The 21,230-nt window shown below is 57.7% G+C and carries 21 protein-coding genes and 1 pseudogene; 10 read left to right on the top strand and 12 right to left on the bottom strand.

Features of this window, described 5'->3' with window-relative positions; genetic code table 11:
• Entirely contained in the window at positions 1-450 is a 450-nt protein-coding gene (locus C8N45_RS01435; RefSeq protein ID WP_258793116.1) for a cytidine deaminase, read from the bottom strand.
• Positions 451-551: 101 nt separating this feature from the next.
• On the opposite strand from C8N45_RS01435, the gene C8N45_RS01430 reads away from it, so the two are divergent.
• Both C8N45_RS01430 and C8N45_RS01425 read left to right on the top strand, forming a co-directional pair.
• Positions 552-2,831: an NADP-dependent malic enzyme gene (locus tag C8N45_RS01430; RefSeq protein ID WP_108384437.1), complete on the top strand. Its 2,280-nt coding sequence runs from the start codon at positions 552-554 to the stop codon at positions 2,829-2,831.
• Positions 2,832-2,952: 121 nt separating this feature from the next.
• On the top strand, positions 2,953-4,845 hold the full coding sequence (locus tag C8N45_RS01425) for a propionyl-CoA synthetase (RefSeq protein ID WP_108384436.1): 1,893 nt from the start codon (positions 2,953-2,955) through the stop codon (positions 4,843-4,845).
• A 243-nt stretch (positions 4,846-5,088) separates the two neighbouring features.
• On the opposite strand, the gene C8N45_RS01415 is transcribed toward C8N45_RS01425, so the two are convergent.
• A complete protein-coding gene (locus C8N45_RS01415; RefSeq protein WP_108384434.1) occupies positions 5,089-5,853 on the bottom strand; it encodes an NAD kinase in 765 nt (254 codons plus the stop codon).
• Positions 5,854-6,039: 186 nt separating this feature from the next.
• Between C8N45_RS01415 and glyA the strand changes: the two genes are divergently transcribed.
• The 3 genes from glyA (at position 6,040) to C8N45_RS01400 (ending at position 9,526) form a co-directional block, all read left to right on the top strand.
• Positions 6,040-7,335 carry a serine hydroxymethyltransferase gene (gene glyA, locus C8N45_RS01410; protein WP_108384433.1) on the top strand — a complete coding sequence of 432 codons (1,296 nt, stop codon included), beginning with the start codon at positions 6,040-6,042 and terminating at the stop codon, positions 7,333-7,335.
• A 191-nt stretch (positions 7,336-7,526) separates the two neighbouring features.
• Positions 7,527-8,480 carry a calcium/sodium antiporter gene (locus tag C8N45_RS01405; protein WP_108384432.1) on the top strand — a complete coding sequence of 318 codons (954 nt, stop codon included), beginning with the start codon at positions 7,527-7,529 and terminating at the stop codon, positions 8,478-8,480.
• 155 nt (positions 8,481-8,635) lie between these two features.
• Complete coding sequence (locus C8N45_RS01400) at positions 8,636-9,526, top strand: DUF817 domain-containing protein (protein WP_245882513.1); 891 nt, start codon at positions 8,636-8,638, stop codon at positions 9,524-9,526.
• Here the strand turns inward: C8N45_RS01400 and C8N45_RS01395 are convergent.
• Entirely contained in the window at positions 9,447-9,815 is a 369-nt protein-coding gene (locus C8N45_RS01395) for a hypothetical protein (RefSeq protein ID WP_108384431.1), read from the bottom strand. The genes C8N45_RS01400 and C8N45_RS01395 overlap by 80 nt on opposite strands.
• A 78-nt stretch (positions 9,816-9,893) precedes the next feature.
• Here C8N45_RS01395 and C8N45_RS01390 point away from each other — a divergent pair, with 78 nt between their 5' ends.
• Together C8N45_RS01390 and C8N45_RS23505 are read left to right on the top strand one after the other, a co-directional pair.
• On the top strand, positions 9,894-10,631 hold the full coding sequence (locus C8N45_RS01390) for an alpha/beta fold hydrolase (protein WP_108384430.1): 738 nt from the start codon (positions 9,894-9,896) through the stop codon (positions 10,629-10,631).
• A 72-nt stretch (positions 10,632-10,703) separates the two neighbouring features.
• Positions 10,704-10,817 carry an entericidin A/B family lipoprotein gene (locus tag C8N45_RS23505; RefSeq protein ID WP_245882512.1) on the top strand — a complete coding sequence of 38 codons (114 nt, stop codon included), beginning with the start codon at positions 10,704-10,706 and terminating at the stop codon, positions 10,815-10,817.
• A 6-nt stretch (positions 10,818-10,823) separates the two neighbouring features.
• Here C8N45_RS23505 and C8N45_RS23500 read toward each other — a convergent pair.
• Positions 10,824-10,949: pseudogene (locus C8N45_RS23500) on the bottom strand (PhnA domain-containing protein); the annotation flags it as partial.
• A gap of 65 nt (positions 10,950-11,014) precedes the next feature.
• On the opposite strand from C8N45_RS23500, the gene C8N45_RS01380 reads away from it, so the two are divergent.
• Complete coding sequence (locus C8N45_RS01380) at positions 11,015-11,719, top strand: DUF1194 domain-containing protein (protein WP_108384429.1); 705 nt, start codon at positions 11,015-11,017, stop codon at positions 11,717-11,719.
• Here the strand turns inward: C8N45_RS01380 and C8N45_RS01375 are convergent.
• Both C8N45_RS01375 and C8N45_RS01370 read right to left on the bottom strand, forming a co-directional pair.
• On the bottom strand, positions 11,706-12,347 hold the full coding sequence (locus C8N45_RS01375; protein WP_108384428.1) for a DUF3047 domain-containing protein: 642 nt from the start codon (positions 12,345-12,347) through the stop codon (positions 11,706-11,708). The two genes, C8N45_RS01380 and C8N45_RS01375, sit on opposite strands and share 14 nt — an antisense overlap.
• Before the next feature lie 95 nt (positions 12,348-12,442).
• Positions 12,443-12,826: a c-type cytochrome gene (locus C8N45_RS01370; protein WP_108385087.1), complete on the bottom strand. Its 384-nt coding sequence runs from the start codon at positions 12,824-12,826 to the stop codon at positions 12,443-12,445.
• Between the two features lie 105 nt (positions 12,827-12,931).
• Here C8N45_RS01370 and C8N45_RS01365 point away from each other — a divergent pair, with 105 nt between their 5' ends.
• Positions 12,932-13,366, top strand: a complete 435-nt coding sequence (locus C8N45_RS01365; protein ID WP_108385086.1) for a DMT family transporter — start codon at positions 12,932-12,934, stop codon at positions 13,364-13,366.
• Here the strand turns inward: C8N45_RS01365 and C8N45_RS01360 are convergent.
• The 6 genes from C8N45_RS01360 to proS all read right to left on the bottom strand — a co-directional run bounded on the left by C8N45_RS01360 (position 13,329) and on the right by proS (position 19,164).
• A complete protein-coding gene (locus tag C8N45_RS01360; RefSeq protein ID WP_108384427.1) occupies positions 13,329-14,330 on the bottom strand; it encodes an Ldh family oxidoreductase in 1,002 nt (333 codons plus the stop codon). The two genes, C8N45_RS01365 and C8N45_RS01360, sit on opposite strands and share 38 nt — an antisense overlap.
• Positions 14,327-15,010 (bottom strand): ABC transporter ATP-binding protein, encoded by a 684-nt coding sequence (locus tag C8N45_RS01355; protein ID WP_108384426.1) that lies wholly within the window; start codon positions 15,008-15,010, stop codon positions 14,327-14,329. Before C8N45_RS01355 ends, C8N45_RS01360 begins: the two co-directional genes overlap by 4 nt.
• Positions 15,003-16,259 (bottom strand): ABC transporter permease, encoded by a 1,257-nt coding sequence (locus C8N45_RS01350; RefSeq protein ID WP_108384425.1) that lies wholly within the window; start codon positions 16,257-16,259, stop codon positions 15,003-15,005. Before C8N45_RS01350 ends, C8N45_RS01355 begins: the two co-directional genes overlap by 8 nt.
• A 241-nt stretch (positions 16,260-16,500) precedes the next feature.
• A complete protein-coding gene (locus C8N45_RS01345) occupies positions 16,501-17,121 on the bottom strand; it encodes a DUF2937 family protein (protein WP_108384424.1) in 621 nt (206 codons plus the stop codon).
• 139 nt (positions 17,122-17,260) lie between these two features.
• Positions 17,261-17,827: a peroxiredoxin gene (locus C8N45_RS01340; protein ID WP_108384423.1), complete on the bottom strand. Its 567-nt coding sequence runs from the start codon at positions 17,825-17,827 to the stop codon at positions 17,261-17,263.
• On the bottom strand, positions 17,824-19,164 hold the full coding sequence (gene proS, locus C8N45_RS01335; RefSeq protein ID WP_108384422.1) for a proline--tRNA ligase: 1,341 nt from the start codon (positions 19,162-19,164) through the stop codon (positions 17,824-17,826). The genes C8N45_RS01340 and proS overlap by 4 nt, the downstream gene beginning before the upstream one ends.
• Before the next feature lie 488 nt (positions 19,165-19,652).
• Here proS and C8N45_RS01330 point away from each other — a divergent pair, with 488 nt between their 5' ends.
• Positions 19,653-21,224, top strand: coding sequence for a phosphate ABC transporter substrate-binding/OmpA family protein (locus C8N45_RS01330; RefSeq protein WP_108384421.1), 1,572 nt, complete (start codon positions 19,653-19,655; stop codon positions 21,222-21,224).
• Positions 21,225-21,230 lie beyond the last annotated feature (6 nt).

Below are 21,230 nucleotides of genomic sequence, written 5' to 3'. Positions count from 1 at the left end.
TCAGACCTTGCTCATGTAGTCGGCATCAAAACTGCCGGGCAAAAGAGCGGCAACCGTTGTTTGCAGCGTGGTTCCATCGGTTGTGGCAAGCGTAACAATGACGTCACCCTTGGCAAATTCGGCAATCTTCTGGCGGCATCCGCCACAGGGGCTCACGGGTTTGGGGCTGTCCGCTATCACAAACAATTCCGCAATTTCCGTATCCCCGCCAGCCACCATGGCAGCAATGGCCCCCGCTTCGGCACAGGTCCCTTCGGGATAGGCCACATTTTCCACGTTGCACCCGGCATAGACTTTGCCAGATGCGGCTTTCAAGGCCGCGCCAACTTTGAAGTTCGAGTAGGGCGCATAGGCATTTTCACGCACCGTGCGGGCTGTATCAAGAAGCGTCATGTCATTTCCGGTTTTGTTAACGGGACCAGAGTGCGGTGCCGCGCGCCTGTTTGCAATAGCAAGCACTGTTTACATCGCCTCTTAAATCATGGTCTACAGTCATCGAAACTTGACAGGTTGAGATTTAGTTTAACACTAAACAATACGCGGGAAAATCCATGCCAGATAACGAAAACGACAGCCTTCGCGAAGCGGCCCTGCATTATCACAAGTATCCGCGCCCAGGAAAACTTGAAATACGGGCCACCAAACCGCTGGCCAATGGCCGCGATCTGGCCCGCGCCTATTCCCCCGGCGTGGCCGAAGCCTGTCTTGAAATCAAAGCCGAACCCGACACCGCCCGCGATTACACATCACGCGGCAATCTGGTCGGCGTGGTGACAAATGGCACCGCCGTTCTGGGGCTTGGCAACATCGGTGGGCTGGCCTCCAAACCCGTGATGGAAGGCAAGGCCGTCCTGTTCAAGAAGTTTGCCAACATCGACTGTTTTGATATCGAATTGAACGAACCGGACCCCGAAAAGCTTGCCAATATCGTTTGCGCACTTGAACCGACCTTTGGCGCGATCAATCTGGAAGACATCAAGGCGCCAGACTGCTTTATCATTGAAAAAATCTGCCGCGAGCGGATGAACATACCCGTGTTCCATGATGACCAGCACGGCACGGCGATTGTTGTGGGTGCAGCTGCCACCAATGCCCTGCATGTGGCGGGAAAGAAATTCGCAGATATCAAGATCGTCAGCACGGGCGGGGGGGCGGCTGGCATCGCCTGTCTGAACATGCTGCTCAAACTTGGAGTGAAGCGTGAAAACGTGTGGCTGTGCGACATCGAGGGGCTTGTTTACAACGGCCGCGAAAAGGACATGACCCCGCAAAAGGCGGCCTATGCCCAAGGGACCACGCCCGCGACATTGGATGAGGTGATAGCGGGGGCCGATCTGTTTCTGGGGCTGTCAGGTCCGGGCGTTCTGAAGCCACAGATGGTGGCCAAAATGGCAGATCGCCCGATCATTTTTGCGCTTGCCAACCCAAATCCGGAAATCGATCCGGACGCTGCGCGCGCCGTGACTGCTGATGCAATCATTGCCACAGGCCGCAGCGACTTTCCAAATCAGGTCAACAATGTCCTGTGCTTTCCATTCATCTTTCGCGGGGCGCTCGACGTCGGTGCCACAGACATAAATGATGAAATGAAAATCGCCTGCATCGAAGGGATCGCAGCACTTGCCCGCGCCACAACCAGTGCAGAGGCCGCCGCCGCCTATACCGGTGAAAAGCTGACGTTCGGGGCGGACTATCTGATTCCCAAACCATTTGACCCCCGCCTGATGGGCGTTGTTGCCAGCGCCGTTGCCAACGCAGCGATGGAAACAGGCGTGGCGACCCGCCCGATTGCCGATATGGAGGCCTACAAGGCCAACCTTGATGCCTCTGTATTCAAGTCGTCACTCATCATGCGCCCTGTTTTTGACGCTGCCCGTACCGCCGAACGCAGCATCGTGTTTGCCGAAGGCGAGGACGAACGCGTCTTGCGCGCAGCACAGGCAATGATGGAGGAAACGACCGACAAGCCGATCTTGATCGGCCGTCCGGAGGTGCTGGAACTCCGCTGCGAGCGTGCCGGCCTCAAGATCAGGCCCGGCAAGGATTTCAACGTCGTGAACCCCGAAAACGACCCGCGCTACCGCGACTATTGGGGCACCTACCATGACCTGATGGCGCGGCGCGGTGTCACGCCTGATCTGGCCAAGGCCATCATGCGCACCAACACCACGGCCATCGGGGCTGTCATGGTTCACCGTGGCGAGGCAGACAGCCTGATCTGCGGCACCTTTGGCCAGTTCCGCTGGCACCTGAACTATGTGACCCAGATTCTTGGCACCGACAAATTGCATCCTGTTGCTGCACTGTCGCTTATGATCCTCGAGGACGGGCCGCTTTTTATCGCCGATACGCAGGTGCATACCGAACCCACACCCGAACAGATCGCAGAGACAGTGATTGGCGCCGCGCGCCATGTCCGCCGCTTTGGGATCACGCCGACAATCGCGCTTTGCACCCATAGCCAGTTTGGCAATCTGGCCTGCGACACGGGCGACCGGATGCGCGCGGCGATGGCCATTCTTGACAGCGCACCACGCGACTTCGCTTACGAGGGCGAGATGAACGTGGATACTGCCCTTGATGTCGAATTGCGTGCAAGGGTGTTCCCCGGCGCGCACCTGAAGGGGGCGGCCAATACGCTTGTGTTTGCCAACACAGATGCCGCATCGGGCGTCCGCAATATCCTGAAGATGAAGGGCGGCGGGCTTGAGGTCGGGCCGATCCTGATGGGCATGGGCAACCGTTGCCATATCGTGACCCCGTCGATCACCGCGCGCGGTTTGCTGAACATGTCCGCGCTCGCCGGAACCCCGGTCGCACATTACGGCTAGGGCCGCCGCACCCCGTCAGTCAGTCAATAAATTGACAGCTTCCTATGTCTTGCCGCTACGCTCTCTTGCGGTGCCAAATCTGGATGGCTAACACTGCGTTAATTGCATTGGGAGGATCACCATGGCTTACGCAGATGTCTACGCATCTTGGCAGAACGACCCGGAAGGGTTTTGGATGGAACAAGCAAAAGCGATTGACTGGTTCTCCCCGCCGACGCGCGCTTTGGACGACAGCAAAGCCCCGCTGTATCACTGGTTCGCCGACGCGCAGGTCAACACTTGCTACAACGCTGTTGACCGCCATGTTGCGGCCGGGCGCGGCGATCAGGTGGCGATCATCTATGACAGCCCGATCACCGGCACGAAATCCAAGACAACCTATGCCGAATTGCAGGATCAGGTGGCCAGCCTTGCAGGCGCGCTGCGTGACAAGGGGATCACCAAAGGCGACCGCGTCATCATCTATATGCCCATGGTGACAGAGGCGCTGGTCGCGATGCTGGCCTGTGCGCGGCTGGGGGCGATCCATTCAGTCGTATTCGGCGGCTTTGCAGCAAACGAACTGGCCGTGCGCATCGACGATGCGACGCCAAAGGCGATCATTGCCGCCTCCTGCGGGTTAGAGCCGGGGCGCATTGTCGCCTACAAACCATTGATTGATGGTGCAATCGAACAGGCCAGCCACAAACCCGACTTCACCATCATTCTGCAACGTGAACAGCACCCTTGTGATCTGATCGACGGGCGCGACCATGACTGGCACGCAGCGCAGGAGGGGGTCACACCTGCGGATTGCGTCCCCGTTGCGGGGGACCATCCGGCCTATATCCTGTATACATCCGGCACGACCGGCGCGCCCAAAGGCGTGGTGCGCCCAACCGCAGGCCATTTGGTGGCTCTCAACTGGACGATGAAGGCGATCTACAACGTGGACCCCGGCGATGTTTTCTGGGCCGCATCCGATGTGGGCTGGGTCGTGGGCCACAGCTATATCTGCTACGCGCCTCTGATCCACGGCAACACAACGGTCGTGTTCGAAGGCAAACCCATCGGCACACCCGACGCAGGGACCTTCTGGCGGGTGATTGAGGAATATCAGGTGCGTTCGTTCTTTACCGCGCCCACCGCCTTTCGTGCGATCAAACGCGAAGACCCGACCGGTGCCATGATCAAGGACTATGACATTTCCTGCCTGCGCGCGCTATTTCTTGCGGGCGAACGGGCGGACCCCGACACAATCGAATGGGCGCAACGGGTGATGAACGTGCCGGTCTATGACCACTGGTGGCAGACCGAAACCGGCTACACCATCGCAGGCAACCCCGCCGGAATCGAGGCATTGCCCGTCAAGATCGGATCACCCACCGTAGCGATGCCCGGCTATGACGTCCAAATCCTTGATGAAGGGGGCAACCAGATGCAACCGGGCGAATTGGGGGCAATCGCCGTCAAGCTCCCCCTGCCCCCCGGCACACTGCCCACCCTGTGGAATGCAGAGGACCGCTTTGTGAAAAGTTATCTGACGACTTATCCCGGCTACTATGAAACCGGAGACGCGGGGATGATCGACGAGGACGGCTATCTGTACATCATGGCGCGCACCGACGATGTGATCAACGTGGCCGGGCACCGTCTGTCAACCGGCGCCATGGAAGAGGTACTTGCCGGGCATCCGGACGTTGGCGAATGTGCGGTCATCGGCGTGACCGACGCACTGAAAGGCCAGTTGCCCATGGGGTTTATCTGCCTGAACAAGGGCTGCGACCGACCGCACGAAGAGATCGTGGCAGAAGTCATCAAATCCGTGCGGGATACAATCGGGCCTGTTGCCGCCTTTAAGTTGGTCGCCGTCGTGGACCGCCTGCCCAAGACACGGTCAGGCAAGATCTTGCGTGCGACGATGGTAAAAATCGCGGATGGGGCGGACTTCAAGATGCCAGCAACGATTGATGACCCCGCCATTCTGGACGAGATCAGGCAAGCACTCAAACCATTGGGGTATGCGGCGGGATAGACATCGCCACAGGCGGATCATCTGGATTCAAACCGTCTCTCTCGACCGCCTTCCTCCGCAGGAATATCGCTCAAGCCGTTTGAGCAACCGAAAAGGTAGCCCTGTCCGCTCTGGCGGCCGGCGCGCTTGAGAATCTCCAGCCGCCCGGTCACCATGCCGTAGCGCGTCAATAAAGCGGCCAAATCGCCTTGGATCAATTGCTCGACAGAAATGTTTGGCGACATGCGAGCTATAGTCAGGTGCTCAGACGAACTGTTCTCTGATCAGTCGTTCTTCAAGCCCATGGCCGGGGTCAAACAGAATGCGGTGCGCGATGCTTGGTTCAGAGCGGATTTCAACGCTGACGACGTTGCGGACCGATTTTGCGTCCGCATCTGCCATGACTGGCCGTTTGGCAGGGTCAATGACGTCAAAACGCACCACTGCGCGCTGGGGCAACAACGCCCCCCGCCAACGGCGCGGACGAAAGGCGGACATCGCCGTGAGCGCGAGAACTCCCGACCCGATCGGCAATATCGGGCCGTGCGCAGAATAGTTGTAGGCAGTAGAGCCCGCAGGCGTCGCCACCAGCGCCCCGTCACAAACAAGTTCGGGCATCCGCAACTTGCCATCCACGGTGATCCGCAGCTTGGCGGCCTGTGGCCCTGCGCGCAGCAGGCTGACTTCGTTGATGGCAAGGGCTTCGTGCATCTGGCCATCTACCGTCAGCGCCGTCATCATCAGCGGATTGATGACTTCTTCTTCGGCCGCATCCAGACGTTCACGCAGGTCTTCAACCCCATATTCGTTCATCAGAAATCCGACTGTGCCCCGGTTCATCCCATAGACGGGCACATCAAGCGCTTGTGTCGCATGCAGGGTCTGCAACATGAAGCCATCGCCACCCAGCGCCACGATCACGTCAGCCTCGGCGGCGGGCACATTGCCATAGGTCTTTGTCAGCTGTTCCAGTGCAGACTGTGCACTTGGCACGGGACTTGCGGCAAAAGCGATCTTTTGTCGGGGCATTTCGCTAATTATCCTTATGTTCCGATAGGTTGTGGGCGGAACAGACGCGAAAAGCAAGATGCCGATCACAAACCCGCATGTCGCGTTCGTCACGAACGAGGACTGTTTGCCACTTTTGAAGCGGCCTACACTGGGGTAAGAGGACGCAAGACAACAGCTTTTGGCACCACGAAGGGGAACATGCCCATGAATGTTACAGTCCGCGACGACGGCTTTTTCACTGAAACTCTCGCGACCCGCGATCCTGAAATCCACAGCGCCGTACAGGCCGAACTGGGCCGCCAGCGAAAAGAAATTGAACTGATTGCATCGGAAAACATTGTCTCGGCTGCTGTCATGGAAGCCCAAGGCAGCGTAATGACCAACAAATATGCCGAAGGCTATCCCGGACGCCGCTATTACGGTGGTTGCCAATATGTTGATATCGCAGAAAATCTAGCGATTGATCGCGCCAAGGAACTGTTCGGCTGTGAATTTGCCAACGTGCAGCCCAATTCCGGCTCGCAGGCCAATCAGGGGGTGTTTCAGGCGCTTCTGCAGCCCGGTGACACCATCCTTGGCATGTCGCTTGATGCGGGCGGCCACCTGACCCACGGGGCCAAACCCAACCAGTCGGGCAAATGGTTCAATGCTGTGCAATATGGCGTGCGCCGTCAGGACAGCCTGCTGGATTACGACGAAGTGGCCCGCCTGACCGCTGAACATAAGCCCAAGATGATCATCGCGGGCGGCTCCGCCATTCCCCGCATTATTGATTTCGCCAAGATGCGCGAAATTGCGGACACGGTTGGGGCCTACCTTCTGGTGGATATGGCCCATTTCGCGGGGCTGGTGGCGACGGGTATATACCCCTCACCCTTCCCTCATGCCCACGCGGCCACCACGACGACGCACAAGACATTGCGCGGCCCACGCGGCGGCATGATCCTGACCAATGACGAAGCGATGGCCAAGAAGTTCAACTCTGCCATCTTCCCCGGCATACAGGGCGGGCCATTGATGCATGTGATTGCGGGCAAGGCCGTGGCATTTGGCGAGGCGCTGCGCCCGGAATTCAAGGGTTATCAAGAGCAGGTCGTCAAAAACGCGCAAGCACTGGCCGATCAGTTAATGAAGGGTGGGCTTGATATCGTGTCCGGTGGCACAGACACCCACCTGATGCTGGTTGATTTGCGCCCCAAGGGTGTGAAGGGCAACGCGACCGAAGTATCTCTGGGCCGCGCTCATATCACATGCAACAAGAACGGCATTCCGTTCGATCCTGAAAAGCCGATGGTCACGTCCGGTGTCCGGCTGGGGTCGCCCGCAGGCACGACACGCGGTTTCACAGAGGCCGAATTCCGCCAGATCGGCGACTGGATCGTAGAAGTAACCGAAGGGCTTGCGGCAAACGGGGCCGATGGAAACGATGCGGTCGAGGCCAAAGTAAGGGCCGAAGTCGAAGCCATGTGCGACCAATTCCCGATCTATCCGGGACTCTAGGCCTGTCGCGGGCTGGCTTCGGCTGGCCCGCACCTCTGACGCCAAAGGTTTCAACCCGCTTGAGACCTTGAACTAACGTCTGCCATGAGCCCTGAATGCTGCACTTTGAACGAAGGTCTGCTTAGGCTCTTGCGGAACAACTTCTGATCCCCATTTGTGCACTGCAACTTGGTAGAAAAACCGTTCCCAAAATGAATTCGATAATTTTAGTCATTTTCGGCCTCATTGGTCTGATCCTCGGCGGTGAACTTCTGGTACGTGGCGCGGTTTCGGCAGCCAAGTCATTTGGCATCTCTCCAATGGTCATCGGTCTAACACTGGTGGGTTTTGGCACCTCGTCGCCGGAATTGGTAACAAGCTTGCAAGCCGCGCTCTCTGGGTCTTCTGGAATCGCAGTTGGAAACGTCGTCGGCAGCAATATTGGCAACGTGCTGCTGATCCTTGGCATTGCCGCTCTTATTGCACCTATTGCAATTGACCCGAAAGCGTTTCGGCGGGACGGAACCGTCGTTGTATTTACAACGCTGCTTTGTCTGGGTGCTGTTCTTCTTGGCGAAGTTGGTCGGTTGGTCGGCGCGGGCTTTGTGTTCGCCTTAGCAGCCTATCTAGGCTTCACACTCTGGTCTGAGAAGCGGTCAGGAGGAACGCCAGCAGCGACTGTCTACGAGAGTGAAGCTGAGGCCGTACCTGGCCCGGAAACAACTTTCGGTGTTTCCTTATTAATGGCAATTGGGGGCTTGGTGATTACCATCTTAGGCGCGCGGTTCTTGGTGTCCGGCGCAGTCTCCATTGCGCAAGCGGCGGGACTTTCGGAAGCTGTGATCGGTCTAACAATCGTAGCAATCGGAACATCGATGCCTGAACTAGTGACCTCCATTATTGCGGTGCGCAAGGGCGAAGGCTCCGTCGCAATAGGCAACGTCCTGGGCAGCAACATTTTCAATATTCTGGGCATCCTCGGCATTACCGTCATTGTCCAACCCTTGGTAATCCCAAGCGAGATTGCCCAATTCGATATTTGGGTTTTGTGTGTGACCACACTCTTGCTCGTCGCCTTCGCCCGAAGTGGCTGGACAATCTCTCGGCGTGAAGGCGGCCTATTCGTTCTTGCTTATGCCGCCTACCTCGCTGCGCTACTGCTTTGAAAAGAGGTAGGACAGACGGCGCAGGGCAAAAGCGGACCTTGGCAAGGTGATGCCGAACGTCTGCTACGTCCCGCACGGCAGACCGTCGCCAACTGCGCGAAATCTGCATAAGCAATCCTCAAAAGAGCTGGGCCGCTGCTTCTATTCCTACCCACATGGAAAAGACACGCGACACTGAAAAACACCTCGGCGCATGGATGCGGGGCAAATTGCATCCTGCCATTGCCGAAATTGTCATGTTCACGCTCAAACAAGGCTGGGCCTGTCTGTTCGGCGGGAGCCTGTTGCTGGCCATCATCGGCACCCGTTTCATATGGCAAAGCGACTGGCCACTCGCGCGCTATGATGCGCTGGTCATGTTTGCGGTGGGTTTGCAGATTGTTTTTCTGCGCTTTGGTCTGGAAACGTGGGCGGAGGCGCGCGTCATCCTGCTGTTCCACCTGACAGGCACCGCGATGGAACTTTTCAAAGTCAGCGCGGGGTCATGGTCCTACCCTGAAGCGGGCCTCCTGAAAATCTATGAGGTGCCGCTTTTCTCTGGCTTCATGTATGCAGCTGTCGGCAGCTACATGGCGCGGGTGATCCGGATATTTAACATGCAATTCGCGCCTTTTCCGCCGCTTTGGTTGCATTTTGGACTGGCCATCGCGGTTTATGTGAATTTCTTTGCGCATCACTTCATCTGGGATACGCGCTATGTTCTGTTTGCAATGACAATCGCATTCTACATCCGCACACGCATCTGGTTTCAGATCGGTGCACGCTGGTACTGGATGCCACTGCCGCTTGCAGCTTTGCTGTGCAGTCTGTTTTTGTGGATCGCCGAAAATATCGGGACGCTGACGGGCACTTGGGTCTATAACGGGCAAAACCCTTTGGAACTGGTCAGCTTTGCCAAGATGGGGTCATGGTACCTGTTGCTTTTTGTGGCTTTCGCCACGGTGACGCTTGTGGTGCGTGCCCCCCTCAGATCAGGCCGCGCTGCACCAGCAAATAGAGCACCACAACGAACACCACGATCAGCGCCAGTGCAATCGATGCCGTGATGTTCAGGATCAGGTTCCACATCGCCTCGCGCGGGTTGATCGCTTCGAGGTAGCCGACCACGCTGGCATGCGCTTTGGCGACTTTTGCGTCATTGACCATCCGGCCCAGCTTCGGGTTTGCCGCGATCTTCTCGGTTTCGATCAGAAACTTCAGGTCGCGCCGCACCTTGCGCGGCAGACGTCGGCCCGCACGGCGCACCTGCGTGCGCAGGTCACGCCCTTTCACCCGCAGCTTGACTTCAAGCAGCGTGCGGATTTCGGCAACAACAGTGGTGAGGGTCCGGGCCATGGGCGCTCGCCTAGTCGGCTTTTTCGCGCGGCTCAATCCCTCTGGCATTGGCCCGGTGGAAAGGGTTAGAACAGATGCATGTTGAACACGGTTTCTTATGACGGCGCTGCCGGAACACCACTGTTGATCGCGCATGGGCTGTTTGGGTCGGCGCGCAATTGGGGGGTGATTGCCCAGCGGTTGTCGCAAACCCGCCCGGTTGTGGCGGTCGATATGCGCAACCACGGTGCCAGCCCTTGGTACGACACGCACTCCTACCAAGACATGGCAGATGATCTGGCACAGGTGATCGATGCGCCGATGGATGTGCTGGGCCATTCGATGGGCGGGAAGGCGGCGATGGTGCTGGCGCTGACCCACCCTGAAAAGGTGAACAGGCTGATCATCGCGGATATTGCACCCGTTGCCTATGCCCATAGCCAAATGGGGCCGATTGCGGCGATGCGTCAGGTCGACCTTGCAACGGTGGGCAATCGGACAGATGCCCGTGCCCAGCTTGGCCCGCTTGACCCCGGCGTGCCTGACTTTTTGCTGCAAAGCCTTGACATGAAGGAAAAGCGCTGGCGGCTGAACCTTGATGTACTGGCCGCCGAGATGGACAAGATCATCGGCTTTCCCGACATGGGTGGTGCATTCACAGGGCCGACCCTGTTCCTGTCCGGCGGCAATTCCGACTATGTCAAAACAGAGGACAGGGAGCAGATCAAATCGCTGTTTCCTGCCGCCAAATTCGCCAAGATCCCCGGCGCGGGCCATTGGATACATGCCGAAAAGCCGCGCGAATTCGAAGCAGCGGTCGCCGCATTTCTGCGCTAGGTTTCAAGCGCTTGCGGCGTGAGCAGGCACGCGGTAATCTTGGGCAACCGTATTACAAACCAGAGGTCTACCATGCTCCGCGTCTTACTTATTCTGTCCGTCCTTGGGCTTAGTGCTTGCGAAACTGTCAAAGGTGTCGGGCGCGATATCACCAGCGCGGGCGAGACGATCGACCGCTCGCTCTAAACCCTGCTTTTTCTTTACAAATACGGTCAGAGTGACGATCCGCTGGCATTCGACCCTGCTCTCGATATGGGCGGGGTTGCGAGGCTCTAGCGTGATTCCCCGCAGGGCGGTACCGCGCTTGGCGGTAAAGCCCCCGACAAGATGCGCAGCTTTGGTAAAACCTTTCCTTCCTGTGTTTGGGCACTAACTGGCTTCCTATGCGTCATTTCATTCTTGCCCTTTTTCTCGCATCGCCCCTTGCCGCCCAAGAGGTTGATACTGATCTGGAACTTGTCCTGCTGGCCGATGCGTCGGGGTCCATTGATGCCGATGAACTGGCGTTTCAGCGCCAGTCCTACGCCATAGCAATCACCGACCCGGCGGTTGTGGCCGCGATTGAGAACACGCTTTACGGGTCTATCGCTGTGACTTACGTGGAATGGGCCAGCAATCAGGCCACGGTTGTCGGCTGGACGCGCATTGCCAATCAGGAAACCGCGAATGGCTTTGCCGACGCGCTGATCGGCCCACCCCGCGTCGCCTACGGGCGCAATGCGATTGGGTCAGCCTTGCTGGAAGGCAAACGGTTGATTGAGGAAAATGATATCACCGGTCTGCGCCGGGTCATCGACTTTTCCGGCGACAGTATGGGCAACAGCTATGGGCCGCCAATCACGGCGGCCCGCGATGAAGTTGTCGCGGCCAATATCACCATCAATGCGCTGCCGATCCTGCGCGACGGGCGGTTTATCGGGCAGGACCTTGAACAGGCCTATGCCGATAACATCATCGGTGGACCCAATTCATTTGTGTTGCCCGCCCGCGAAGGTCCCGCATTTGTCGAAGCAGTTCGTCGCAAGCTGATTCTAGAAATTGCAGGCCAAATACCCACCCGCGATATCGCAGCACTTAGCGCAGAGTGAGGTTGCCAATCGCCGCGCGGATTATGCTGCTGGTGTCGTCGCTGTCGCCAGAGACCGCAAGCCCCACAAGTGCCCCCGGCGCGCTGCCGAATGCGCGGGCATAGTCTGCTGCCAGATCGACGTTTTCATTGTGCGACCCGGTGCCGGCCTGACGCAGCGCAATGGTGACCCCCTGCCCTCTTGGGCCATAGGGCGACGGGATGACCTGCCCGCGGCTGTGGTTGCCGCCCCATGCATACTGAATGATCCGCACATCCTTGTTGCCCAGCAGGCTGCGGATGTTAGCCCCCTGCAGGCTTGGCGCGATGGCGTCAGGCACAAAGACGAAATAAAGTGACAGATTGCGGTCGTCACCGCCCTTGCGGCCAAGGTTTGTTGGCGGCACAGATTGGTCAACCGTCCAATTCCAGGTTGCGCCACGCGTGCCCCAGTCGGCCTGACCAACCCGCGTCCAGGCAATGGACACCGACCCGTCGGATACCATGCTCAGGTTGTTGCCAAAGCTGTAGTCGTTCGAACTGAAGAGCGACAGGCGTTGTTCCTGCCAGCCATTGGAAAAACTGACAGGGCCCGCAAGCGCAGGCACGGCAGTTGACAGGATGAGGGCAGAAGCGAGCAATAAGCGCATGGTTTGATCCTTTGGTCGGGGTGCCAAAGTCCTACCGCAGAATTCCCGGCACCCAATCAACAAACCATCCAAATCACACGATTGTCAGCCCGATGTTATTGCTGGATGCTTTCCAGATAATCCGTCAGGACCAGCAAGCGCATCGGCACCGGAGTGCCAAGCCCATCCTCCTCGACAACAATTGTATCCCCCATGTCGCCTGCGCCGAACTCGGGCATCGCTGTGCTGAAGTGGGCACCACGGTCGAGCCCGTCAATCGTGCTCATCACCTGCGTCCTTGGGAATATGCCGCCGTTGCGCGCCGCGATTTGCGTCAGATCAGGCGGCTCTTTGTCCAGCGACCGCGCCGCAGGGCCATCTCCCTTGCCACTGTCGCCATGGCAAACCGCGCAATCGGCCTCATAAGCGGTGCGCCCATCAACGGGCTCCTGCACACAGGCTGTCACCGCTAGGGCTGCCAATAGGAAATAACTGCGCATCATCTGCCTCCTTCTTTTTTTGTTGTTGTCACGATCAGCACGCGACCGGCTATGATCTGGATCATGTCCGCACTATTGTCCGCGCACAGGAACAAAGGACCCATCATGCCCTCACACGCTTTTATCATGCTTTGCGCCGGAATAGGTATACCCGTTTTGGCGGCATTGAACGCTGGATTGGGGCGCACCATCGGGTCGCCCGCCGTGGCGGCATCAGTTCTGTTCGTGGTGGCCTTTGCAGCAGCAGTCGTGGTGGCCTTGCTGACCAATCCACAGGCGGTGATGAAACTGGCGGCGGCACCAAAATACCAGTTCCTTGCCGGTTTGCTGGTCGCATTCTATTTGCTATCGATCACATGGATCGCGCCAACAATGGGCGTGGGCAACGCGGTCTTTTTTGTGCTGTTGGGCCAGTTGATTTCTGCCGCAGCGATTGATCACTTTGGTCTGTTCGGCGCGCAGACATCATCGCTGACACTGACGCGGGCCGCAGGCATTGCCCTTATGGCTGCGGGTGTGTTTGTGACCCAGAAAGCCTGAGCACCTGTTCCCAAAGCGCATCGGGCACATCCACCACATCCATCGCTTGCCTGTCGGCACCGGGAATACGCGCGCCCTCTTGTGCCGCTACGGCGTCGGCCACACGCGCGAACCGATCTGCAAAGCCGTCATGATAGGTGCCTGGGTCCATCAGGATATAGAATTGCCCCAACCCATGCGGTGCGCCATCGGGCAGTTTCAGGCCAGATACATCCAATGAATTGACCGATCCGGTCATTCCAGCAGCCAGCAGTTCAGCCATCAGGCCAAAGCCCCAGCCTTTGTACCCACCCGCGCTGACCAGCGCGCCTTTCAGAGCCTTTTCGGGGTCTGTTGTCGGCTCCCCCTCTGCATCAACGGCCCAGCCCAACGGGATCGGCTCACCTGCTGCTTTGGCCATGGTGATCTTACCCAAGGCGACAGCGGAAGTCGAAAAATCAAAATGCATTGCCAACTCTGCACCTGCGGCACCGGGGACGCTCATCGCGATGGGGTTGGTGCCCAGCACCGCCTTGTTGCCGCCCGGCGGGGCCACAACGGGTGACGCGTTGGTAAAGCCGATACCGATCAGCCCGGCGGCGGCGATCTGTTCGGTAAAATAGCCCAGCGATGTGCAGGTATGCGCATGGGCCACAGACAAAGTGGCAACGCCCTGCGCACGGGCCGTGGTCAAAGCCAAAGGTAGCGCCATTTCAAAGGCATATTGAGCAAAGCCGAATTTTGCGTCCGAAAACACTGCGCCGGGCCGCGGCTGGCTGACAACGGGCTTCACGCTGCCCTTGACACGGCCAGAGCGCAACTGCGTGCAATAGCTTTCCAGATAATAGAGCCCGCAGATCACATTTCCCAACGCCTCTGCCCGCGCAACGGCCCTGGCAACCGCACGGGCCTGCGGCACAGCCGCGCCATGGGCTGTCAGCGCATCAAAGGCATGTTGTTCAATGTGGGTCGTTGCGACTTTCATAGCGGCTCCAATACGCCGGCAGACAAACGCACCTGACGGTCCATGCGGGCGGCTAATTCAAGATTATGGGTGGCAATGACAGCCGCCAACCCGGTTTCACGCACCAAATCAAGCAGCGCTTCAAAGACTCTGTCTGATGTCTCGGGATCAAGATTGCCTGTGGGTTCATCCGCCAGAAGCAAGCTGGGTTCGTTGGCAAGCGCACGGCAAAAGGCCACGCGCTGCTGTTCGCCCCCGGACAAGGCGGCCGGACGATGCGATCCACGCGCGGCGATGCCAACCTTGTCCAGCAAGGCCATGGCGCGCGCTTGTGCGTCCTTGTCCGAGACCCCGTTCGCTAACTGCGGCAGCACGATATTCTCGAGCGCGGTAAATTCAGGCAAAAGATGATGGAACTGATAGATAAAGCCCACGGTTTCGCGGCGCACAGCGGTGCGCTTGCGGTCAGACAGTTGGGTCATGTCTGTGCCAGCAATGCTGACATGGCCACTGTCAGGGGTGTCCAACAGACCCGCAATATGCAGCAGGGTGGATTTTCCGGCGCCCGACGGGGCGACAAGGGCAACGACTTCGCCCGGCTCCACAGACAGCGTGACCCCTTGCAGGACATTTACTTCATTTGGCAGGCCGTGATTGTAGCCCTTGGTCAGGTCCGACACTGCAAGAGTTGGATTACTCATAGCGCAACGCCTCTACCGGGTTCATGCGCGCAGCGCGGCGCGCGGGAAAGATAGTGATGATCCACGACAGACCCAGCGAAAGAGACATCGCCTTGATCACGTCAGACAGGTGCAATTGCGCAGGAACATTGTAAATACCCCTGATCGACGGGTCCCAGACACCGCCGCCCGCGACATAATTCACGAGGCTGAAAATCTGATCGATATAAATCGCAAACAAGCAGCCCAGAACGACTCCGAAAAACGTACCAATCGTGCCGATCCCGGCGCCACAAATAAAGAATATCCGCAGGATCGACCCTTCGGTCAGGCCCATGGTGCGCAATATGCCCACATCCCGGCCCTTGTTCTTGACCAGCATGATCAGCCCGCTGATGATATTCATGGATGCGACCAGCACAAGGATCGACAGGATGATGAACATCACATTGTCCTCGATCGTGAGGGCGCGCAGGAAGCGCCCCACACGATCTTGCCAGCTATAGGCCCAGACACCGTTGCCTGCTGCATTCGCGATCGGCTGCTTCAACTCTTCAGAACGGTTGATGTCGTCCAGCCTGACCTCGAGTTCGTCGACCACGCCGTCACGGTTGAAGATCGACTGGGCCTCTGCAAAAGGCAGATAGGCGCGCACCTGATCAATCTGGTAACGTCCCGTCGAAAAGATGAAAACAACATCATATGCATTGCGCCTGACCGATCGGCCAAGCGGACTGGCAGTGCCGGACCGTGTTGTGATGATCAGTTTATCGCCAATCGAAAGCCCCAAACTTTGCGCAAGGGCGGACCCAAGGGCGATCCCGTTCGGCAATTCCTCAATATCGCCAATCGTCCGCTCACTTTGTACGATTGCGTCAGACTGCTTGAGGTCGTCAAGACGGATGCCATAGATGTCGGCAAGCGCGATCTGGCCTGTCCCTTCCGCCATTGATTGCCCGCGGATGAGTGGCGACACACTTTGCACCCCTTCGACAGTCATGATCCGGTCAGCCATAGCAGCATAATCGGTGATCACACTGCCAGGCTGCACAACCGAGACATGCGCATTGGCCCCGACAATGGTATCAATGAACTCAGCGCGAAAACCCGACCTGACGGCCAATGTGGCGATCAGGGCAAAAACGGCGAGGGTCACGCCGATCAGGCTGATCCAGGTCATGACGCTAACGCCCCCATCGGCGCGTTTGGCGCGAATGTATCGCCACGCGATCATCCACTCGAATTTGGCAAAAGGTGCAGTACTCTTCATAGGGCCTTCTTAGCGGGGCGCCTGTTGGGACGCCAGCGCATCTTGATGTTGGGTGTTTGGGGGCCAGCCCCCGGCCCTCTCGGGCCTCCCCCGGGATATTTCGGGCCAAAAGAAGCCTGTGGAATTCCACAATTTCTTATGGCCCGAAACATCCCAGGGAGTTTGAGGGACAGCGTCCCTCATCTTTTAGATAGAAACGCGCCGCGGGCGCACAATCTTACTGGGCTTTGAATGTCATTGGTCATCTTTGCACCCCAGCCAATCTGGGTCTGCGATCATGAGGTTGTGCAATCGGCGACGGCCTTTCCAAGACAGGATCACGCCTTTCGCCGGGATCAACCCGTTTTACGCGTTGCCCGGACTGACGTCGCAACCGGCGGAAAGGCGCCTTGATGAGCGCGAGAACCGCGGCCAGAGCGGCCCATGCACCCGCCCAGCCGGTCAGGAATCCGACCCCCCCGGACATCGCGCCAGCCTGGCTGAGCGGAAACGCGGGCGTAAAGTCGGCCCAGACGGATTGCAGCAGCGCCGTATCCGCAAACCGCTGTGGCATCGTCAACCGTGCCATCGGCGTTGCTGAGCGCAAGCTGTCCAGATGCGCACCCAAACGGGCATGGCGGGCGATCTTTTCGCGCCAAAAGGCGGCATCTGCCGCAAATGTCGGCGTGTTCTCCATCTGCTCAAGCCGTTCTTCGCGCCCCATCCGCAGGTCAAGCGCCATAGCGTCCAGCTGTTTGAGGTCGCGTGACAGTTCATCAACCTGCCCGGCCAACCGTTGCATATACTGTTGCGAAAATTCAGGAAACTGCGACAGGCCCGCAGCCCCCGCTAGCGCTGTCATCAAACATAATATGCGGATCATTGGACCCGTCCCACGCTGTTTGGTTTGTTCATCTGCTGCCTCGGTCTTTTTATTTTGACAACAGCCTAGCAGATGTCCCCTTGCAAGAACAAAACACTTTTGCGTTGCAGTGGTTTGCGGCGCACAGAAACCGGGGCTATCAGCCTTTCTGAGCCGTCGTTAGCCAAGCCATGACATTTGCCGCATCCTGATCCGGCGGAAAGACCGGATAAAAGACCTTCGCAATGACCCCGTCCTTGATGATCATGGTGAGACGTTTCAGTAACCTTTCCCCATGGACGACCATGTCCGGCAAATCCATCACATCACTAAATGCCCCTTGCGCATCAGACAAAAGGCCAAATGGCAGGTTCAGCCGCGCTGCTGCCTCTGCCTGATACGCGGTTGTCTGCGTCGACATACCAAACAGGTGATCAGCACCGAGTTCGCGCAACTCGGCCGCGTGGTCGCGAAACGCACAGCTTTGCGGCGTGCATCCCCGCGCTCCGGGGATGTCATCCCACCCGTCCGGCAGGTCTTTGTCGGGCCGCCCTGTCATTGGATAGATATAGACAACGGTCAAACCGGGCAAAGACCGCAAGTTCACCGTCCCGCCATCGGTCACAGGCAAGCTCAGGTCCGCGACATCCATCCCTTCCAGATGTGCGGCTTTGCCATCATCGGCAGGTTCCGGGATCAGCGACCAGTCAACATCGGCGAGGCTCATTGGATATCCCTGTAAATCTGCGCGATCTTTTCGACCGCCTGCTGAGGTGGCAGTTCTTCGCTTTCACCGGTGCGCCTGCATGTCAGTTCCACAACACCGTTTTTCAGCCCGCGCGGGCCCACAGTAATGCGCCACGGCAGCCCGATCATATCCATCGTGCCAAACTTGGCACCCGCCCTTTCATCCCGGTCATCATAAAGCGGCTCCAGTCCCAGCGCCGTGAGGCTGTCGTAGATCGCGTCGCAGGCCGCATCTGCCGCTTCATCACCAGACCGCATGTTGAGAATACCGCAATGAAACGGAGTCACGCCTTCAGGCCAGATGATCCCCTTGTCGTCATGGTTGGCCTCAATGATTGCCCCCAGCAGGCGTGACACGCCGATGCCGTGAGAGCCCATATGTACTGGCACCTTGTTGCCCTGACCATCATCAACCGTCGCATTCATGCTTTCGGAATATTTGGTGCCAAAATAGAATATTTGTCCGACTTCAATGCCCCGCGCCTTGCGGCGGCGTTCTTCTGGCACCTCGACAAAGACACCCTCATCGTGGGTTTCGTCCGTGCGCGCATAGGGCGTCGTCCATTCGTCAAAGATCGCCTGACACTGTGCGACACTGTCATAGTCAACCACACGACTGCCCAAGTGCAGATCCGTCACTGCACTGTCATAAAATACCTCTGACTCTCCGGTTTCGGCCAGCACAAGGAACTCATGTGTGTCCTCGCCGCCAATCGGGCCACTGTCGGCGCGCATCGGGATCGCCTTGAGACCCATCCGCTCGTAGGTACGCAAATAGCTGACCAAATGGCGGTTGTAAGCGTGCAGCGCATCCTCTTTGGTCAGGTCAAAGTTATAACCGTCCTTCATAAAGAATTCCCGGCCCCGCATAACCCCAAACCGCGGGCGCACTTCGTCACGGAATTTCCATTGGATATGATAAAGCGTCAGCGGCAATTCCTTGTAACTGCCCACATGACTGCGGAAAATATCTGTGATCAACTCTTCGTTTGTTGGGCCATAGACCATTTCGCGCCCATGCCTGTCCTCGACCCGCAGCATTTCCTTGCCGTAGCCATTGTAGCGCCCGCTCTCCTGCCAGAGTTCAGCAGGTTGCAGCGTGGGCATCAGCATTGGCAAGTGGCCTGCCCGCTGCTGTTCTTCATGCACGATGTTTTCCAGCTTCCGCAGGACTTTGAAGCCCAGCGGCAACCATGAATAAATGCCGGCGCTGGCTTGTTTGATCATACCCGCCTGTAGCATGTAGCGATGGCTGACGATCTGCGCTTCACGCGGTGTTTCTTTCAGGACAGGCAGAAAATAGCGGCTTAGGCGCATCGGTGGGACCCCAGATAAAGTTGCTAGAGATGGTTTAGGGTGCGCCACCAGCGCACGCAAGCGAGAGAGTGCAAAAACACGCCCCCTGTGCGACTCACGCGGCGCATTGCTTTCGAAAAACCAAACACCTTGCGCTAGAATGCACTGCGCATCGATTCTCCCCTAACGCGAAATACTTCAATTGTGGCAAGATCGTGTTATCCGGCGCCCGTGCTTTGCGGGTCAGCCTGCTGTGCGCTGTTGGCGTACTGCTATGGTTTTCAGGTTTTGTTGAACTTTGGGGTGCGCAAATCGGTCGTTTTAGCGAAACTGTCACGCTGCCTTACATCCGCCACACTGGATACGGAGTACGAACGATGCGATCAAAAAATCGACTTTTCGCCACATAATGCTCACAATCCGCGCATCTTTTACGACCCGTATCAAGGCGCTAAGAATTGCAGTTGTTTCCAGCGCGTGTTCCATGAACATTGAAGAAGGTTACGGCTATGCTCGACCATAAGAAACGAACGAATTCCCTTTTTGCTATAATGCTGGCGAGCGTCGCCATTATACCATGTGCCGCCAATGCCCAGAGCATCACGCTGACGTCGAACGACGGATCCATTAACATTGTTGGCGATTTCATAGATCTCGTTGACGACTATTACATCATTAATTCAGCCCTCGGCGAACTTCGCGTCGAAGCAGGACGGGTCCAGTGTAACGGCGATGCCTGTCCACGTGTTGCGGTCGCGGCATCCGACGTTGTGATGGTCGGCTCGGGCACGGTTGGCGTCGGCCTCGTCCCATTCCTGATTGATGGATTTGCGACCAGTCAGAACGGCGTGATCGAAGATCAGTCGCAAAGCGGCGCGATCACGACATCCAGCCTCGTCGGCGAAGGCGGATTTGGTGAACCAATCGGCACATTCAGTGTTTCAGCCACGGCGTCTGCTGATGCATTTTCCGGGTTGCGCGACCCTGCCGTCAAAATCGGAATGTCATCACGCCGGATTCAACCGGCAGAGGCACGCCAATTGCGCAACTTTGGCGCAGGTAACCTGATTGACGTCAATCAAGAGCATGTTGTCGCCGTTGACAGCATCTCCGTCATCGTGCACCCCAACAACCCGATCGGCGCGATTTCCCTTGCTGATCTTGACCTTATCTACAGTGGTGCAGTCACAAACTGGTCAGAAATCGGCGGCCAGAATGCCCCTATCAAGGTCTACACAAGTGGCCGTGACACCGGGGCTGCAACGGTCTTTGCCAGCCGCGTCTTTGAACAGTCCGGTCGCACAGTTTCACCAGAGGCCACGGAAATCACGTCAAGTGAGGAAATGGCATCCTTGGTACGCAATGACCCCACGGCTATCGGATATGTCGCAACGGCATTTGAACGGGGCACAAAGGCACTTGCGCTGGAAGGGACCTGTGGCATCAGTTCGGCACCGACACAGTTTGACGCTAAAACCGAAGAATATCCGCTCCAGCGTCGTTTGTACCTGTACAACCGCGCCGACAATGTTGACGCGACCACACAGGCATTTATCGACTATTCCATGTCGGGCGCTGCGGATGAAATGATTGCAAAGTCCGGTTTCGTGAACCTTGCCATCACAAAGGTGCCGCAGGATTTGCAGAACGGCCGTATGCGTGCGGTGTTGCAGGATGCGGTCGATCCGTTTGAATTTCGTCTGGCACGTGAAATGCTGCTTGAAATGTTCGAATGGGAACGTCTTTCCACCACATTCCGCTTTGCGTCAGGGTCTGCACGTCTGGACGGCAAAGGCCAGGCCGACCTCCAGCGCCTGATCGCCTATCTCAGGGAACAGCCAGCCGGAACCAACATCTCTGTCGTTGGTTTCACCGATGGTGACGGCGCGTTTGGGCCAAACCAGGAACTGTCTTTTGGCCGCGCGCAGCGGGTTGCAGATGAAATCCTTGCAGCAGGTGGTGCTGACCTTGAAGGGATCAACATTCAGGTCAAGGGGTTTGGTGAACTCTCTCCATCCGCCTGCAACGATTCACTCGAAGGCAAGCGCATCAACCGTCGTGTGGAGGTGTGGATCCAGTAAGCCTCA

The sequence above is a fragment of the Yoonia sediminilitoris genome (assembly GCF_003058085.1).
GTDB lineage: Bacteria > Pseudomonadota > Alphaproteobacteria > Rhodobacterales > Rhodobacteraceae > Yoonia > Yoonia sediminilitoris.
The sequence above is the reverse complement of the archived record's forward strand: the minus strand, read 5'-3'. Positions and strand labels throughout refer to the sequence as shown.